Genomic DNA, 14,271 nt, shown 5'->3' with positions numbered 1-14,271 from the left:
ACCTCAGCGGCCGGGAAGCGTTAGGCGCTCGTCACGTCCACTTCATCAATCCAATGCCCGTGCCACTCTTTTGGCGTGTCGGCCCATAGATCGTGAAGACCATCGCGGTATGTGCGCCAGTCGAAACACGGGCACCCGCGCGACTCATGACTGGGAAAGCCGTTGTGCCCCATGATCAGCGCCTCGGGGTAGCGTTCATGCAGCTCAGTCAGCAACGCATCCAGCGCCGCCCACTGCGCCGGGGTGAAGTTGTCTTGCGGTGTTTTTCCGTCATCAGCCACGCCGCCGGCCATACACACGCCGATGTTGCCAGTGTTATAGCCGCCAACATGTGCACCGGTCTGGCCCTCAGGGCGGCCGCGTTCGAGCGTTCCATCGCGGCGAATCACATAGTGGTAACCCACGTCGCGGAAGCCACGCGCCAGATGCCACTCTCGAATTTCAGACACGCCAATGTCCATGCTGGCCGTGGTGGCCGCACAGTGGATAGTGATGTAACGCATGAGCGCCTCAGAATTAAAAGGCCCCGCACGACTGGGGCAAGGCGCACCAGGTGGCACGCGACAGGGAAATGGTAACGGTGGCGGGAATCGAACCCGCTTTCTCCGGGATATGAGCCCGGCAACCAGTCAGTGGTCCACAACCGCTAGAAACGTAAAAGCCCCGCCGGGTGACCGGCAGGGCTTCATGGTGTGTGGCGGCTAGTTTCAATGAACGCCAGCCTATATATATAGTAGGTTAGCCGTAGAAAAAACACAACATAATGTATGCCTCTTTGCTAATTTCCTTATCAATTTATGCTTATTTTTTGAAATACGGTAAGCTCATAGAGACATAGACAAGTCTTATTTATGGGTCTAAATTAAGAAACAAGTCTATTCAATTAATGGGGCTTACTTTATACTGTCAGTTCTGAGCTGTTAATAACTTTGTGGATAAGCTGTTAATAAAGGGGAGTGTTATGACTAGCACGTTAAAAGAACGCATACTCTCTTTCCGTAGGCAAAAGCAGCAAGGTTCAGTACCTTTTGTGCGTATTCGTGGGGCTGGCGTTGCTTCTGTTGATACGCAAAGATTCATGTCATCACAACAAGTCAAAAATGTTGTTGGTAAGATTGCTAAAGCTAAACAAGATAAATCCGACCACATGTCACACACTACATAATTTTTAACAGGGTTACCGTCAGTGGACAGTAGTAGGTTTATCCTCCTAATATTAATAATTATTTCTGGCTACATCTTTATATCCAATTACACTTATACGAAAGGTAAAATCGCCAGAGCCAACGGCCAGCATCTGTATCTTAAAAGCGCTGTCTGGGGTGTGTTATTTTTTGCAGTATCTTATTTTCTCAAATATCAGTTTAGTAATTACGCATTTTATCAGTATACGCTGAATTTCTTCGCTAGGTTTTTTGAGAGCGAGCTAGACCCGCTTACCCATTCTGCAGCACTCGCCTTAACTCTCTCAGTCTATTTACTAATACTTCTACAGCTCCCTGTATACTGGGTTGAGCCTCTAATTAAGTCTAAATTTATCGACAATGCCCTTCTAAATCTAAGACGTAAGTATAAGGGAAAAAATACGGCTTATATAATAAGAAAATTGGATCTCATCTGGAACACGCTTCAATACTTTAGTCTTACATACATCAAATGGCTCCAAAAAAAATCATTAAGCGGTAACCCAGTCGACGAACTTCTGCTGAAACTCATGTCTGACGAAGAAGGCGCGATCATGACATGCGACGAGAATGGGAAGGTATTTATTGGCTTTGTGCTTGGAATGCCTGATCCAGCGCTGCCTGCTGAAGAAAGGGTCTTGAGCATAGCCCCAATAATGAGCGGCTCTATGTGTAAAGATTTCCAGCAACTTCATATAACAACTGACTACTCAGAAGCATTTTATACATACCATAATGGTATTTTAGAAGGCCAAAGTATTGACGATATTGCAGCTTTGGTATTTACAAAAAAAATCAAAATTTTACGTCGGTTTGATATAGCCCTCTTCGATAGCTTTTTTAAAAGAAAAGTATGTGCATGTGGCCACGATATATATCTACCGCGGCCACATAGACAGAATGTATCTATCGCTACATCGAAGTAATTAGAAACCCTTGAGCTCTCTTACACTTTCACTTTAGCCTGCAAAACCTGCCAGCAGTAGAAGCTGAACCCTCGCATGTTTTGCAGCGTCCTTGATCGACTGCCCATTTCTAAAGAGCGGGACTATGTGTTTAGACTCAACCTTTCGCAACCAACCCATTTCATGCTCGATTGTGTCAAAACACACCATAGTCTTACCACTCATGATCCCAGGCGAAAACCCCAAGCGCTGCGCATAAGGCCCCAGATCAGCAGCAATCTGGTCGTAACTTTTTCCCCAAGGCCCAGTAACACGCCGATCAGTTTTAGCCGCTTGGATAAGCGCAGCTAACAGAGCGCGCGCCTTAAGCTTGGCATACGCTAGAAACTGCCGAGCCTCCTCATGAGCGGCGTGTACACGAATGCCTCGATCATAGGCAATTGCCAGCGGATCAGCTGCGGCGGTACCACCGCCCGGATGCTCTCCAAGTTTCGCGGTTGAGCTGAATGGCTGGAAACCCAGATTCTCATGGGCAAACCATGTACGACGCTCGACCTCCATATCCAGTACCCGGCTGACAAATATCCGCGTCGCCTCAGGGTCATGGTCTGCATGCGACTCTCTAGCGATCTCACGTAAACGACCAATCGGCATACGCTCGTACATATCCCGCATCATGCACCCCTCTTTCATCAATGCCATGCCCATTAGCCCTTCCTCCACTCGGTACCGCTTTTCAAATGCTCGCGTGCTGTGTGGTGGTGGGTAGTACGCACTAGCTCTGCGTACTCCCTCAACACCCGCTTAGCCTCTTCCAGCCCCACGGCCAACACAGCGCAATATCCCCTGTCATGCGCCAGCGCCAGCCAATCATGCTGACTATCTGCAAGTGCTGCCGTATGCGGTGGCGACGCCTTGAACTCCAGATACAGGCCAAACCAACCGCCGCGGGCATCCATGATCACCAGATCGCTAACGCCCGCCTTTGCCCCCTGCCGCTTCATTGCCGCCGCTGTCTTGTAGCTACGCACGCCGCCATTTGGAACGTGATAGGTCACATCATGCAGCTGCCCCACACGCTCGCCGCGCATCTTCTCCCCCAGCAACCAGCGGATCAAAACCGCCTGTTCATTACCCTCCCAATCAACGGGCTTGGCACGCGGCGTGCCATCGGCTTTTGGCTTGCGTGGGCGGCGTTTGCAGGGTGGTAGACCTCTGGTAGTCATACATCACCCCGCTGGCGCTGCACCGCCTTACACCAACCACCGCACGACTTACCCTCACTGCCCGGCTTATGGCACGTGAACAACCCCCGATCACTCACAGCCTGCTTAAAGTCTCGCTGCGTATGAAGCGCCTGACTGGCATCGGTACCTTTTCTAGCCGCACAGCCATCGCACATGGGTACCGCATCACCAAGCGCCTGCGCCAGCTCATCATCATTTAACGTGCGCACCGGCTTAGGCTGATAACTCAGGCACGTAATACCCGCGCCGGGATCGGTTACCCAGCCACCCTGGGGCCACGGCTTGCCATTCTTGACGTCGATCATGCCTTCGATAACCTCGCACTCGCCCAGACGCTGGCACATACCGCACAGCATGCTGAACGCTTCTTCCCACTCCTCCCCCGTTGGCCTGAAGGGGACGCGCACTGAAAGCGCCTGCTTGTCTGTAGCAATCATCACGCCGCACCCCCTGCGCTCTGCTGGAGCTGCTTACGCTCCCACTTGCTGTAATCCGCCATGATCCTGTCGAGCATGATTCTGGCGGCTTCGTTATGATCGATCTCAGCGCGGCTCTCAACGCCACACGCCTCACGCAGCCAGTCCTCGCAATCCACTTGGGCGTGGGTGCCGTCTGGCATCGTGTCATAGGGCACCTGGTGAACGCGGCGGCGTCGCTGATCGAGGTAAAGCCAGAAGCGAGGGTTCTGGCACAGCATCGCAGCGCGCCGGGCGTGTGGGCCGCCCTTCTGGTTGATAGCGGTCATGCCCTAGCCCTCCCACGCTGCTGAATACGCATACACTGCTTACAGGCGGGTAACGGCTCCCAAGTGCCCGGGTCACGAAAGTCAGACGGCGGCTTGCGATAGTTACACTCTGGGCACTTGGGCTGTATGTATGCCTGTTTAAGCATCGCCAGCATCCTCCTTGCCCTTCAGCGACTCCACCGCCTGCAGCACCAGCGCCCGGCCCGATTCACTCAACTCCAACTTTTGCCGTGCCGGGGTATCCGCCGTTAGGCCAGCTACATCGATGTAACCGAGGTCCAGCAGTTCACGGCAGCGGCCGCAAATGCTCGCCAACGGCAATCCCGTGCGTGCTGCCAGCTCGTTACGGGTGCGCGGGCCACCAGCAAGGCTGGAAAGCACCAGGCTACGCGATACGCTCAACTTGCCGCTGCGCCGGTGATCGCTGAACGCAGCCTGTTTAACCTCGTTGCCGCTCGGTTGAAATGCGGTATTCATGATTAACGACCTCCCAAAGCGGCACGCAGTGAGCGCAGCCCTTGTTCTGAATTCATACGGTCCGGCATACCCGCCGCCTCGGCGCGTTGCTGGGCCGCTTCACGGCTGGCGCGCTCTGCGAGTTCTGCCCGGCTTAACTGGCTGTCGTGGCCGATCAGCGTGCGGGCCTGCAGCTGCTCGCCATTCATCACGCGATTAACCAGCGCGCCATACTCTTTCCGGAAACGGCTTTCCATGCGGCTGGCACGGGATTCGCCGCCACCGTGGGTCAGCTCCCACCAGCCCACAGCAGCGCCAGCCATGCGTACGGCTTCATGTGACCACTGGTGGCGCTGGGGCTGGTGGGCATTCGCCGTCACTTCGCGCCACGCATCGGCTTCACCCGGCAGGCCCATGTCCTCGGGCTTGGGCTGACACAGGGCGGCGAACGCTATCGGCATCGGCGGCCAAACCTCATCATTCGAGCGGGCCGCGTCTTGGATCTGCTGGCGCATACGGCGTAGGCCGATTGCTAACTGCCCGGGCGTAACGTGCTGCAGCTCTGCCCACCACGCGCCGGTCTCATCAAACGCGCCCCACTGGCTGGCAAACTTGTTGCCAAACAGCTCACCCATGACGTTGAACAACTCGTCCACGTCACCAGCCGTTAGCGCTGGACCACTCGCCGTCGAACGTTTGCCCTGACGGCTCTGGGGCGCGGCCTTCGGCGGCTGCTCGCGCTTCCTGAGCGGTAAGACGGCGTTTTGGAGTGCTGTTGCGGCGTGATGCATGGTGGCCTCCAGAAGTGGCGACGGTGGTTTGCTGGGCTTGCTGGCGCTTGGTGTTTTCGGAAACCCAGCGCGCAAAGCGGCGGGTCCAATCGGCATGGGTCAGGGTTTGCTGAGGTCTGGCGGCGAAGTGTTCGCGGAAGTCGACAAGATCGGTGTGCACGTTGGCATCGGCTGACAGGCCACGCTGCAGGCAGGAAACACGGTAGGTCTCTGGCTCAGGCCCCCAGTCCAGGTGCATGGCCGTTTTGCGGGGTACGGCTGGATCGTCGCCAGCGGGTTCGCCATCGTCGGCCTGCTGGGCTGCACGCTCGAAGATCGTCGGCTCAGGTTCGCCCGCGCCAGAGAGAGAGGGGGTTACTCTCTGTTGTAGTCTCTGTAAGAAATCTCCGTTTGGGTGGTTCTGTGCGCTCCCTTCGGGGGAATCTTGATTCTCCTGTTGGGCGTTTTCAGATTCTCCTGTTGGGAGAGTCTGGGCAGCGGCGGGCGTTTCAGGCTGTTTTTCGGTTGCTTCATCACTCAGCGCCAGCGCTAACTGAGTGGCCAACGCCTCAGAATTGACCCGGTACCACGTCTTGGCAGGAACGCCCTTCCGGACTTCTTCAAGCACGCCAATTTGGGTCAGCTGCTTACGGGCAGTGACCTGCTGCTTGGCGCTCATGCCGGTTTCAGATTCCCAGCTGTCGTGCTCACCCTGCTGCTCTTTCCAGAACCATCCATCACGCTTGGAAGCGGTGGGCGTATTGGTCAGGAAAAGCGCCTGGCTCAGAAAGATAGCGCCCTGCACGGTTACGCCCGGCAAGCGGGTAAACACCGCCTGATAGGCAACAGGGCGGCCAAGTAGCGCGGGAAGCATGGCTGCGGTTATGCTCATGGCGCCACCTCACTGGCCTCTAGCCTACCTGCCATCCGGCGAAGCCAGCGGGCGGCATCGTGATTCGACATCTGCTTTGGAAACAGAACAAGGGGCGTGACCAGCGGTGGCTCGATGCGCGGCAAGGTAGGCGCCAGCGTGGGCCGGGAGAAACGCGCGATTAGGTAGCCTGTCACCGCGCCCATAGCATTGCTGGCTAACAGCTGGAGAAGTTCGCTCATACCCTCACCTCACAAATACCTGTATGCCCACACACCCCCTGCTTGGGCGATGTTGTTCGCGGACGAATTGCATAAACTGGATTCATTGCGGCGCTACCTGCATATCTGCGAACAGATCAGGCCGAAGAGTGCGGCGAGTCAGCGCGCCACATGTTGCTTCTTCTAAGCGCTTCGCCATATCTGCGCTAGGCTGGCGGTCATAAACCAGTACCTGCCGCAAATACTCAGCAGAAGTGCCAGCGGCATCTGCAATGCTTCCGCGCTGACTGATCGTTAACGACCTCCAGAACTCTCGATGCGAGCTTTGGCCCATTTCCGCGCCCTCTTAAGTACCAATTTGGTACATAGTAGCTCGCTTAAGATGTACCGTAAAGGCACTGTACCTATAGAGTACAAATGACGTTCAATATGAACATGAAAGAAATAGCCCAAATCCGCTTAGAAAATACCCGACAGCTTGCCAAAGAGGCAGGCGGCACAACGCCGTTTGCCGTTAAAGTTGATCGCGAGCCCACGCAAATGAGTCGTGTGATGGGCAGCAACCCGACAAAAAACATTGGTAGCAGGCTGGCGCGCCACATAGAGAGCTGTTTTGGAAAGCCTAACGGTTGGCTTGATACCGATCACGATAACGGTGTGCGCGGAAACTGGGCTGCTTACGACTCAAATACCGCGCCAGCGGCACAACCCATCCGTTACAACCGTTATCCGGTCATCTCTAGCGTTCAAGCTGGAAAGTTTGCAGAGTGCGTGGTTCCCTACCCAGCAGGAATGGAAGAGCGGCATGAAATCACAGACTATAACGCTCAGGGTTCAGCGTTTTGGCTGGAAGTCACCGGCGATTCAATGACAGCGCCAGCGGGTGTTACTCCTAGCATTCCAGAAGGCTCACTTGTGCTTGTAGATACCGGGATCGAACCGGTGCCAGGAAAACTGGTGGTTGCTCAGCTCGACGAAAGTAACGAAGCCACGTTCAAAAAATACATCCTAGAAAGCGGGCAAAAGTATCTAAAACCTCTCAACCCCGCATACCCTCTGATACCCATTAACGGAAATTGCCGCATCATCGGCGTAGCAGTAGAGGCAAAAACAAAGCTATAACAGGGAGCAGGTTTATGGATAACTTGAAGGTGATCGGCACCATCGTTGCGGGGGTGCTAATTCTAGGCTGGTTCGCCAGTGAAAATGAAAGCGCTGATGAAATTGTGCAGGCGGGAGCTGATGATTATAAAGCCTATATGGAATCAAGTGGTGAAAGAAGCCTTCAAAAAGAACCTGAACCTGAACCGCAGCCTGAGACAAGCGAATCAGCAGAACCACCCCCGCCTCCTGCCCCTGTCTCACCGTGGCGAGTTAGCGAAGAAATCTCCCCAATGGATGACAGCAAGAACGTCTATCTAAGCACTAGATCAAACGAGACAATACCTGGGCGCTACGGCAGATCTACCGCGCGCCCTACCCTTTATGTGCGCTGCGTTGAAAACACCACGGCACTAGTCCTGCACATGGATGGGCACCACATGGCCTCTAGCGAATACCACAACTGGGGCCATGTCGAAATGCGAATTGATGATGGCCGAGCTTTCACAAAGTCGATGAGGCAATCAACAAATAATCGATCGCTTGGGCTTTGGAACGGGGGAAGCTCTATTCCAGTAATTCGACAGATGTTTGGCGCCGATCGGTTGATTGTGCGCGCCACGCCTTACAGCGAGTCACCTATGACCATGACCTTCGACATTAGCCAGCTAGAAGATGAAATAGCCCCACTGCGCGAAGCATGCCACTGGTAAGGATCTCAATGTACCTATAACCGCCTCACGTAGGCGGTTTTTTTGTCTATAAAAAAATCATACGTCGGTCACTTAGATTCCGCCAAGCATGAATGTACCTAAAAAGAACAAACCACCCTTGACTATGTACCGTAAAGGTACTTAAATAAGTTCAACAGAACGCAAGGGGAATCACAATGCAAATCACACAAGGCAATTGGCAGGCAACGGTAAACCCGGAACGCGGAAGCCTCGGCTTCACCCGCACCGAAGCGGTAGACCTCATGCTGCTAGCCGCTGGCAACACCTACAAAGAAATTGCCCGCGCCACTGGGCGCTCACCTGAAAGCGTCAAGGATTGCCTCCAGCGCGCCTATCACAAGCTAGGCGCATTCAAGGCCGCTGGCGCCGTAGCAGAAGCCATGCGCCGCGGCTGGATCGCCCCACTCATGCTGGCGCTGCTCATCAGCGGCATCAACCCCGACGCCGAAGGCCTGCGCCACCGCGTACCGACCCGCACACAAACCCGCGTTAGCACTAGCCGCACAGTCTCACGCCGCGATGTGGGGAGTGTGTACGCATGAACATCGTAGAGAGAACAACCGCGCAGCTGGTGCGAAACCGCGTTCATGAGCTGACTGATCTAGTCATAGAGATCAACGCCAATAGTACCAGTACGGCCACGCTCTTCATTACGCCGAGCGCCGTTCACGTCGACATCGCCGGAGCGGAAGGTTTTATAAGTGGCTGCATTCTGCCGCCGGCAATTACCAGTGAGCAGGCGCTTGGTGAGCTTGAATCCATCGTCGCGAATGTTCGCGATTCCATGGGAGGTGCCCAATGAGCATTCAGCTAACCAAAACTGTATGGGCAGGCGCCCTGGTAGCCGCCGTGCTGGTCATGGGCCACCTCTCAAAAAGCGATGCGCAGGACCACGAAGAATGGCTAACCGATTACTGCACCGACGCGGCGGTGTGGGCCTTTGAAGAACATCGCGGCATACCCCTCAGCCAGCGCACTGGCCAGCCCGATTACAAGGGCATCGCTGCCGAGCAATGTCCCGGCATGCGTCCTGCTGGCCCCGCAATAGACGACGACAACCGAGCGCCAGCACGGCTAGCGATGCCGGAGACGGCGCCCATTCAACAGCTTGTTCAGTTTTGAGGTGATGACGATGGCAGAGCTAACCAAGGTTCAGCAACGCGTAGCCAATAAGATCGCCAGCGGTGCCGCGCTTAACTACATCAATGGGGGGGGTGGCGGCTTATGGATGGCACTAAGGTTCATCACCGCACGGTGTCCTCACTTAACGCCAAGGGCCTTCTTGAGCCAACCGGTAAAGACCTGTTTGGCGACTCAGTTACCAGCTACTCACTAACCAAGCACTAGGCCCTAAATGATAGACGAAGCCACCTTTGACCGAATTTTTAAGCCAGCGCCAGCGCAAAACGACCAGCCCAAGCGGGGAGATTAATACATGAGCATCAGCGATCAATTCAACGAACTAGCCCAGCCCGCCGATTCAGCCCACGGCGGTGAAGACATGTACCGCTTGGTACTGCGCGCTCAAGAGCACTATCAGGCAGCACGGGATCAGATGGAAGGCATCATTGCCCTGGAAGATAAGGGCATCAAGCTTGGCGACGCCGTCCAGTTCGAGGCTGGCACCGATCTGCACAAAGGCTTTTTAACGGGCCTTCAAATTGCACTCCACCTGATGGGCGATTTTCCGCTCAAGGTTGAAGAGTCCAGCGACAGCGAGGACCAATAACATGTGGTTCAAACAACTACACCTCTATCGCCTGCACGGTACCCCTACTGTTGCTGCTGAACAGCTGGCTGATGCAATGGCAAACCATGCCGCCAAGCCACTGGGCAACGCAGATGCCCGCCGCATTGGCTGGGCAGCGCCAGCCGGTCGCCTGGGTGGCGGCCAACTGGTTCACGAACTCCAAGGCCACCGCTTGCTAAGCGCCCTACGCCAAGAGCGCCTGCTCCCCGCGGCGGTCGTGAAGGAAGAAGTCGACGAGCAAGTAGCCGACATTGAAGCGCGTGAGGGCCGCAAGGTAACGCGCAAAGAGAAAGCCGCGCTTAAGGAACAGGTCACTGAGGCGCTACTACCCCGCGCCTTTGTGCGTCAGCAGAAAATTGATATGTGGTGGGACACCGAGCGCCAGCTAATTGGCGTCAATGCGTCCAGCCGCTCACGCGCCGAAGACGTGCTGGACCTACTACGCGAAACGCTGGGCAGCCTGAAAGCCACGCCCCTGTCATCCCAGACGCTACCCATTCGTGCAATGACAACCTGGCTAGGCGACCCCGCCAGCCGCCCGGCTGACCTGCAGCTGCTGGATGGCGTAGAGCTTAAAGCCAAAGGCGATGACGGCGTAGTACGCGCCCGCCAAGTCGATCTGGATAGCGACGAAATGCAACAGCTACTGGAGAGCGGACGCCAGGCCAGCAAGATGGCGATCGGCATCGAGGGGCAATTGACCTTCATGCTCCACGACGACCTATCCCTTAAATCCATCCGCTTTGGCGATGCGCTGATTGAAGAAGCCGACCACGCCGATGATGGCGACGACGCCTTGGCCCGCCTTGAGACTGACTTTGTGCTAATGGCCGGCAGCCTGCGCGACAACGTTGCCCGGTTGATTGAATGGCTGGGTGGTGAGAACCAGCAGGAAATAGTGCCGCCACGCAGGTACGCCCTTACAAACCAACATGACGACCCGCTATATAGCGATGCAGTGGACTTCGTTCAGCAGGAAAAAAAGGCGTCAGTGTCCGGCATCCAGCGCAAATTCAAGCTGGGCTATAACCGAGCAGCACAACTTATTGAAGAAATGGAGCGCTTTGGCGTTGTGTCAGCAATGAACAACAGCGGCCAGCGCAAGGTGCTGCCATGACTGCCATCTACACCACCGACCCTAAAACAAAAGAGAGCGTCACGCTCAGTGAGCTAGCCAAGCGCTACAAACTCAGCGTATCAACCCTGTCCCGCCGTCACGCCGAAGGCAAACGCGGCGATGAACTGGTAGAGCCGTTCGATATTCGACGCTACAACGCCGAGCAGTGCGCTCGAGCACAGGCAGCAGCGGAGCGTAAAGAAGCGATCCTAGCGGCTAATTCGCGTGGGCTTATGCGGCCGCTTAACCATATTGCTGAGGCCCGCCAATGACCGCCTACTACAACGAAATCGACCCCGCCGCCGCGCAGTGGCTGCGCAACCTGATTGCCGCTGGTCAAATCGCGCCCGGCGATGTTGATGAACGCTCCATTGAGGATGTTACCCCCGATGACCTCGCTAACTACACACAGTGCCACTTTTTCGCGGGCGTTGGCGTGTGGTCCTACGCTCTACGTCGAGCAGGATGGCCAGACGAGCTTCCTGTATGGACCGGCAGTTGTCCGTGCCAGCCTTTCAGCGCGGCAGGCAAAAGAAGCGGGTTTGATGACGAGCGGCACCTCTGGCCACATTTTGCCTGGCTCATCGGAGAGCGCCGCCCTCCAGTCATCTTTGGAGAGCAAGTTGCAAGCAAAGCTGTCGAGCCGTGGATCGACCTTGTACACGCTGACGTGGAAACCCTGGGTTACGCCTTCGGGTGTGTCCCGTTCCCGTCTGCGGGCGTCGGTGCGCCGCACATCCGAGACCGCGCCTTCTGGGTGGCCGACACCAACGACCAGGGACTGGAAGGATGGCCCGGAGTGCAGCAACGTACCAATAAACTCACTACTGGGGCGAACAGCCTGGCTGAGCGGGTGGGGAACGCCACGATCAGTTCACAGCGGCCACACGACCGGAAGCCCCAGCCGAATGTTCAATGCTCGATCGCGGATAGAGGACGAGATATTTCTGGCGGGATGGCCGACAACAACCGCGGCCGACGCAAGCAGAGGAACTCTACCTCCGCGACCGCAAGACACAGGGATACCACTAGGGCAGCGAGTAGCAATGATATGCAAGGACAGCCCTGCCCGACTAACGGCTTCTGGCGTGATGCTGACTGGCTCTTCTGCAGGGATGGAAAGTGGCGGCCAGTTGAACCCGGCACACAGCCGTTGGTTGATGGGGCTGCCGCCCGCGTGGTGCGACTGCGCGCCTACGGCAACGCGATCAATGCGGAAGCGGCGCAAGCCTTCATCGAAGCCTACACCGAAGCGAGGTTCGTAGCATGAGCCAGCCCACCCACACCCACCGCGAGCTCGGCGGCAAGTTCGCAGAGATGCAGCAGCACCTGGGAACCGGATCGCTCGATGGGCACTGGCTGATCGTCTACGAAGACCTGGATAAGGGCGTCATGAGCGCCACCACGCAGGACGATTGGCTGAACCACTGGCGGCCGCTACTGATAGACGACTGCCCGGTATGCCTGGGTAGTGGACACGATCACATCAAGGGCAATAAAGACCGCCCCTGCGGCCATTGCTTTGGCTTGGGCAAAGTGCGCGTAGATGGCGAGCCGCCCGCCGACCAATGGGAGCTGGCAACGGTAGCGGCGGGCATCATCGAGCGCCAGCAGGGCGAGCTGCTAAACCTGCGCCGTATTGCCAATAACCCAGCCGTACAGGATTTGGTCGAGCGTGAGCGCCAGCAAGCCATCATCGAAAGTACGGCACGTAACGAGCAAGCGTGGCGCGAAGGTCAAGGGCATGGCCCGCATGGCCAGCGGCATACAGGAGACTGACATGCAGCCATTACTCACACCGCAAGAGGTGGCCACCCTGCTGGGCGTCTCCGCCAGCTGGGTCTACTCCAACAAGTCACGCATCGGATTTATCACCATTGGAAAAGCGGTTCGCTTTGATAGCGACGATGTAACGCGCTACGCTCTCAGCCGCAAGCGCGGCCCTCAGCACGATGAGGAACGCAAATGGGAATCACAGTCCGATACAGAGAAAGCCGCGACAAGTGGATTGTCACGGAAACGCACAACGGTAAGCGACATCAATGCTCGTTTGAAGGCACCAAGGACGGCAAGCGTCAGGCCGACGAGTACGCAGCGGCACGCCAAGCTGCAATAAACGATGCGCGCTTTAACGGAGAGGTCATGGGGCGCCAGCTACGGCGCACCTTCCTTGAAGGCATTGAGCGCTGGATAGATGAATACGATGTAACCAGCCAGGTGAAAGCCATCAAGCCCGTGGTGGCATATATGGGCCCCAGTGTGATGCTGGGTATTGAGTCGGTCGACAAGGCCCGGCAGATGGCGAAAGACCTGCGCCAGCGAGGGCGCAGCCAGAGCACCATTAACAACCACGTACAAGTGGTCAAGCGGGTGCTCAACTTGGCATACAGAGAGTGGGAGTGGATAAGTCAGCCGCTGGGGGACAAGCTCAAGAAGCCGAACCCGAAGAACGAGAGGCATGTTTATCTAACGGAAGGGGATTTGCGAAGGTTGTTGCAGGCAATACCTGATAGCCGTGGCGATGATAAGAAAGTCATCGCCCTGGCAGCCGTGACAGGGCTGCGACAGGGCGAGCTGTTATCACTGGATCCGTCTAACGTCAGTGGTGGTCGCATCATACTGCGACCAAACCAGACGAAAAGCGGCAAGGCCCGAGTGGTGCCGGTGCCACTGGATGCGCAAGAGTGGTTGCGAGACCTGCCCTTTAAGAGCGCGCATTACACGATACGGCATACGTTCGAAACTGCAAGGATGGCGATCGGGCGAAAGGACTTGAGGTTTCACGACCTACGCCACAGCTACGCCAGCCTGTTAGCCCAGGCAGGTGAGAGCATGACGCGGGTGCGGGATCTGCTGGGGCATTCCAGCCTACTGGTTACCAGTCGGTACACCCACATGTTTGACCGAGACCTTGATGGAATTGGCGCGAGACTACCAAAATTAGGCGGGGTTGTTAGCGATCAGCCGATTATTGTTAGGCATTAAATCGGAAGGTTTAGTCCAGCAGCTGCGACCAAAATGCGGCGACATGCGACCAAACTGCGACCAAGCGCCAAGCAAGACTAAATGACAGGCATAAAAAAGGGCCTAGCAAGAAAGCTAAGCCCCTGAAACTAAAGATGGTGCCGGTGGCCAGACTCGAACTGGCACACCCGTAAAGGCGGCGGATT

25 protein-coding genes, 1 tRNA gene and 1 pseudogene are annotated in these 14,271 nt (G+C 56.1%); 16 read left to right on the top strand and 11 right to left on the bottom strand.

All coding sequences use genetic code 11. From position 1 onward, the window contains the following. Positions 1-20 precede the first annotated feature (20 nt). Positions 21-503 (bottom strand): N-acetylmuramoyl-L-alanine amidase, encoded by a 483-nt coding sequence (locus ACT3TC_RS15125; RefSeq protein ID WP_444640684.1) that lies wholly within the window; start codon positions 501-503, stop codon positions 21-23. 69 nt (positions 504-572) lie between these two features. After that, positions 573-648: transfer RNA gene (locus ACT3TC_RS15120), tRNA-Met, on the bottom strand. Between the two features lie 313 nt (positions 649-961). On the opposite strand from ACT3TC_RS15120, the gene ACT3TC_RS15115 reads away from it, so the two are divergent. Next, entirely contained in the window at positions 962-1,165 is a 204-nt protein-coding gene (locus tag ACT3TC_RS15115; protein ID WP_444640682.1) for a hypothetical protein, read from the top strand. Between the two features lie 549 nt (positions 1,166-1,714). Then, positions 1,715-2,110 (top strand): hypothetical protein, encoded by a 396-nt coding sequence (locus ACT3TC_RS15110; RefSeq protein WP_444640680.1) that lies wholly within the window; start codon positions 1,715-1,717, stop codon positions 2,108-2,110. A gap of 33 nt (positions 2,111-2,143) precedes the next feature. On the opposite strand, the gene ACT3TC_RS15105 is transcribed toward ACT3TC_RS15110, so the two are convergent. From ACT3TC_RS15105 to ACT3TC_RS15065, 9 genes are all read right to left on the bottom strand, one after another. After that, positions 2,144-2,797 carry a hypothetical protein gene (locus ACT3TC_RS15105; protein WP_444640678.1) on the bottom strand — a complete coding sequence of 218 codons (654 nt, stop codon included), beginning with the start codon at positions 2,795-2,797 and terminating at the stop codon, positions 2,144-2,146. Continuing rightward, the gene (locus ACT3TC_RS15100) at positions 2,797-3,315 is read right to left on the bottom strand and encodes a VRR-NUC domain-containing protein (protein WP_444640676.1); all 519 of its coding nucleotides are present in this window, start codon (positions 3,313-3,315) and stop codon (positions 2,797-2,799) included. The genes ACT3TC_RS15105 and ACT3TC_RS15100 overlap by 1 nt, the downstream gene beginning before the upstream one ends. Then, entirely contained in the window at positions 3,312-3,776 is a 465-nt protein-coding gene (locus tag ACT3TC_RS15095; protein WP_444640674.1) for a hypothetical protein, read from the bottom strand. The genes ACT3TC_RS15100 and ACT3TC_RS15095 overlap by 4 nt, the downstream gene beginning before the upstream one ends. Further along, entirely contained in the window at positions 3,773-4,081 is a 309-nt protein-coding gene (locus ACT3TC_RS15090) for a hypothetical protein (protein WP_444640672.1), read from the bottom strand. The genes ACT3TC_RS15095 and ACT3TC_RS15090 overlap by 4 nt, the downstream gene beginning before the upstream one ends. A gap of 138 nt (positions 4,082-4,219) precedes the next feature. Continuing rightward, positions 4,220-4,558, bottom strand: a complete 339-nt coding sequence (locus tag ACT3TC_RS15085) for a hypothetical protein (protein WP_444640670.1) — start codon at positions 4,556-4,558, stop codon at positions 4,220-4,222. A gap of 2 nt (positions 4,559-4,560) precedes the next feature. Continuing rightward, positions 4,561-5,193, bottom strand: a complete 633-nt coding sequence (locus ACT3TC_RS15080; protein ID WP_444640668.1) for a replication protein P — start codon at positions 5,191-5,193, stop codon at positions 4,561-4,563. Between the two features lies 1 nt (position 5,194). Then, complete coding sequence (locus ACT3TC_RS15075) at positions 5,195-6,199, bottom strand: DnaT-like ssDNA-binding domain-containing protein (RefSeq protein WP_444640666.1); 1,005 nt, start codon at positions 6,197-6,199, stop codon at positions 5,195-5,197. Continuing rightward, positions 6,196-6,420 carry a hypothetical protein gene (locus ACT3TC_RS15070; RefSeq protein WP_444640664.1) on the bottom strand — a complete coding sequence of 75 codons (225 nt, stop codon included), beginning with the start codon at positions 6,418-6,420 and terminating at the stop codon, positions 6,196-6,198. The genes ACT3TC_RS15075 and ACT3TC_RS15070 overlap by 4 nt, the downstream gene beginning before the upstream one ends. A gap of 82 nt (positions 6,421-6,502) precedes the next feature. Next, positions 6,503-6,733 (bottom strand): hypothetical protein, encoded by a 231-nt coding sequence (locus ACT3TC_RS15065; protein WP_444640663.1) that lies wholly within the window; start codon positions 6,731-6,733, stop codon positions 6,503-6,505. An 83-nt stretch (positions 6,734-6,816) separates the two neighbouring features. Here ACT3TC_RS15065 and ACT3TC_RS15060 point away from each other — a divergent pair, with 83 nt between their 5' ends. The 14 genes and pseudogenes from ACT3TC_RS15060 (at position 6,817) to ACT3TC_RS14995 (ending at position 14,086) form a co-directional block, all read left to right on the top strand. Beyond that, positions 6,817-7,521 (top strand): LexA family protein, encoded by a 705-nt coding sequence (locus ACT3TC_RS15060; protein ID WP_444640661.1) that lies wholly within the window; start codon positions 6,817-6,819, stop codon positions 7,519-7,521. 14 nt (positions 7,522-7,535) lie between these two features. After that, positions 7,536-8,213: a type VI secretion system-associated protein TagO gene (locus ACT3TC_RS15055; protein WP_444640660.1), complete on the top strand. Its 678-nt coding sequence runs from the start codon at positions 7,536-7,538 to the stop codon at positions 8,211-8,213. Positions 8,214-8,389: 176 nt separating this feature from the next. Continuing rightward, on the top strand, positions 8,390-8,776 hold the full coding sequence (locus tag ACT3TC_RS15050; RefSeq protein ID WP_444640658.1) for a hypothetical protein: 387 nt from the start codon (positions 8,390-8,392) through the stop codon (positions 8,774-8,776). After that, entirely contained in the window at positions 8,773-9,036 is a 264-nt protein-coding gene (locus ACT3TC_RS15045) for a hypothetical protein (RefSeq protein ID WP_444640656.1), read from the top strand. Before ACT3TC_RS15050 ends, ACT3TC_RS15045 begins: the two co-directional genes overlap by 4 nt. Further along, positions 9,033-9,356 (top strand): hypothetical protein, encoded by a 324-nt coding sequence (locus tag ACT3TC_RS15040; protein WP_444640655.1) that lies wholly within the window; start codon positions 9,033-9,035, stop codon positions 9,354-9,356. The genes ACT3TC_RS15045 and ACT3TC_RS15040 overlap by 4 nt, the downstream gene beginning before the upstream one ends. Before the next feature lie 102 nt (positions 9,357-9,458). Continuing rightward, positions 9,459-9,581 (top strand): hypothetical protein, encoded by a 123-nt coding sequence (locus ACT3TC_RS15035; protein WP_444640653.1) that lies wholly within the window; start codon positions 9,459-9,461, stop codon positions 9,579-9,581. Positions 9,582-9,669: 88 nt separating this feature from the next. Beyond that, the gene (locus ACT3TC_RS15030) at positions 9,670-9,963 is read left to right on the top strand and encodes a hypothetical protein (protein WP_444640651.1); all 294 of its coding nucleotides are present in this window, start codon (positions 9,670-9,672) and stop codon (positions 9,961-9,963) included. A gap of 1 nt (position 9,964) precedes the next feature. Next, positions 9,965-10,879, top strand: a pseudogene (locus ACT3TC_RS15025) (recombination-associated protein RdgC); the annotation flags it as partial. 3 nt (positions 10,880-10,882) lie between these two features. Continuing rightward, positions 10,883-11,101, top strand: coding sequence for a DNA translocase FtsK (locus ACT3TC_RS15020; protein WP_444640746.1), 219 nt, complete (start codon positions 10,883-10,885; stop codon positions 11,099-11,101). Then, entirely contained in the window at positions 11,098-11,373 is a 276-nt protein-coding gene (locus ACT3TC_RS15015; protein ID WP_444640650.1) for a hypothetical protein, read from the top strand. Before ACT3TC_RS15020 ends, ACT3TC_RS15015 begins: the two co-directional genes overlap by 4 nt. Beyond that, on the top strand, positions 11,370-12,371 hold the full coding sequence (locus tag ACT3TC_RS15010; protein ID WP_444640648.1) for a DNA cytosine methyltransferase: 1,002 nt from the start codon (positions 11,370-11,372) through the stop codon (positions 12,369-12,371). Before ACT3TC_RS15015 ends, ACT3TC_RS15010 begins: the two co-directional genes overlap by 4 nt. Then, positions 12,368-12,880: a hypothetical protein gene (locus ACT3TC_RS15005; protein ID WP_444640646.1), complete on the top strand. Its 513-nt coding sequence runs from the start codon at positions 12,368-12,370 to the stop codon at positions 12,878-12,880. The genes ACT3TC_RS15010 and ACT3TC_RS15005 overlap by 4 nt, the downstream gene beginning before the upstream one ends. 1 nt (position 12,881) lies before the next feature. Continuing rightward, positions 12,882-13,217, top strand: a complete 336-nt coding sequence (locus ACT3TC_RS15000; RefSeq protein ID WP_441676189.1) for a helix-turn-helix domain-containing protein — start codon at positions 12,882-12,884, stop codon at positions 13,215-13,217. A 26-nt stretch (positions 13,218-13,243) separates the two neighbouring features. Continuing rightward, positions 13,244-14,086 (top strand): tyrosine-type recombinase/integrase, encoded by an 843-nt coding sequence (locus tag ACT3TC_RS14995; RefSeq protein WP_441676190.1) that lies wholly within the window; start codon positions 13,244-13,246, stop codon positions 14,084-14,086. Positions 14,087-14,271 lie beyond the last annotated feature (185 nt).

This window comes from Halomonas sp. AOP27-A1-41 (assembly GCF_052378605.1).
In the GTDB taxonomy this organism is placed as follows: Bacteria; Pseudomonadota; Gammaproteobacteria; order Pseudomonadales; family Halomonadaceae; genus Vreelandella; species Vreelandella citrativorans.
Note: the sequence above shows the minus strand (reverse complement) of the source record. Positions and strands in the feature narration are given on the sequence as shown.

Bases quoted from the DNA above. Each gene is read 5' to 3' on its own strand.
- ACT3TC_RS15125 (WP_444640684.1), bottom strand. From the start codon at position 503: ATGCGTTACATCACTATCCACTGTGCGGCCACCACGGCCAGCATGGAC.
- ACT3TC_RS15115 (WP_444640682.1), top strand. From the start codon at position 962: ATGACTAGCACGTTAAAAGAACGCATACTCTCTTTCCGTAGGCAAAAG.
- ACT3TC_RS15110 (WP_444640680.1), top strand. From the start codon at position 1,715: ATGTCTGACGAAGAAGGCGCGATCATGACATGCGACGAGAATGGGAAG.
- ACT3TC_RS15105 (WP_444640678.1), bottom strand. From the start codon at position 2,797: ATGGGCATGGCATTGATGAAAGAGGGGTGCATGATGCGGGATATGTAC.
- ACT3TC_RS15100 (WP_444640676.1), bottom strand. From the start codon at position 3,315: ATGACTACCAGAGGTCTACCACCCTGCAAACGCCGCCCACGCAAGCCA.
- ACT3TC_RS15090 (WP_444640672.1), bottom strand. From the start codon at position 4,081: ATGACCGCTATCAACCAGAAGGGCGGCCCACACGCCCGGCGCGCTGCG.
- ACT3TC_RS15085 (WP_444640670.1), bottom strand. From the start codon at position 4,558: ATGAATACCGCATTTCAACCGAGCGGCAACGAGGTTAAACAGGCTGCG.
- ACT3TC_RS15075 (WP_444640666.1), bottom strand. From the start codon at position 6,199: ATGAGCATAACCGCAGCCATGCTTCCCGCGCTACTTGGCCGCCCTGTT.
- ACT3TC_RS15070 (WP_444640664.1), bottom strand. From the start codon at position 6,420: ATGAGCGAACTTCTCCAGCTGTTAGCCAGCAATGCTATGGGCGCGGTG.
- ACT3TC_RS15065 (WP_444640663.1), bottom strand. From the start codon at position 6,733: ATGGGCCAAAGCTCGCATCGAGAGTTCTGGAGGTCGTTAACGATCAGT.
- ACT3TC_RS15060 (WP_444640661.1), top strand. From the start codon at position 6,817: ATGACGTTCAATATGAACATGAAAGAAATAGCCCAAATCCGCTTAGAA.
- ACT3TC_RS15055 (WP_444640660.1), top strand. From the start codon at position 7,536: ATGGATAACTTGAAGGTGATCGGCACCATCGTTGCGGGGGTGCTAATT.
- ACT3TC_RS15050 (WP_444640658.1), top strand. From the start codon at position 8,390: ATGCAAATCACACAAGGCAATTGGCAGGCAACGGTAAACCCGGAACGC.
- ACT3TC_RS15045 (WP_444640656.1), top strand. From the start codon at position 8,773: ATGAACATCGTAGAGAGAACAACCGCGCAGCTGGTGCGAAACCGCGTT.
- ACT3TC_RS15040 (WP_444640655.1), top strand. From the start codon at position 9,033: ATGAGCATTCAGCTAACCAAAACTGTATGGGCAGGCGCCCTGGTAGCC.
- ACT3TC_RS15035 (WP_444640653.1), top strand. From the start codon at position 9,459: ATGGATGGCACTAAGGTTCATCACCGCACGGTGTCCTCACTTAACGCC.
- ACT3TC_RS15030 (WP_444640651.1), top strand. From the start codon at position 9,670: ATGAGCATCAGCGATCAATTCAACGAACTAGCCCAGCCCGCCGATTCA.
- ACT3TC_RS15015 (WP_444640650.1), top strand. From the start codon at position 11,098: ATGACTGCCATCTACACCACCGACCCTAAAACAAAAGAGAGCGTCACG.
- ACT3TC_RS15010 (WP_444640648.1), top strand. From the start codon at position 11,370: ATGACCGCCTACTACAACGAAATCGACCCCGCCGCCGCGCAGTGGCTG.
- ACT3TC_RS15005 (WP_444640646.1), top strand. From the start codon at position 12,368: ATGAGCCAGCCCACCCACACCCACCGCGAGCTCGGCGGCAAGTTCGCA.
- ACT3TC_RS15000 (WP_441676189.1), top strand. From the start codon at position 12,882: ATGCAGCCATTACTCACACCGCAAGAGGTGGCCACCCTGCTGGGCGTC.
- ACT3TC_RS14995 (WP_441676190.1), top strand. From the start codon at position 13,244: ATGGGGCGCCAGCTACGGCGCACCTTCCTTGAAGGCATTGAGCGCTGG.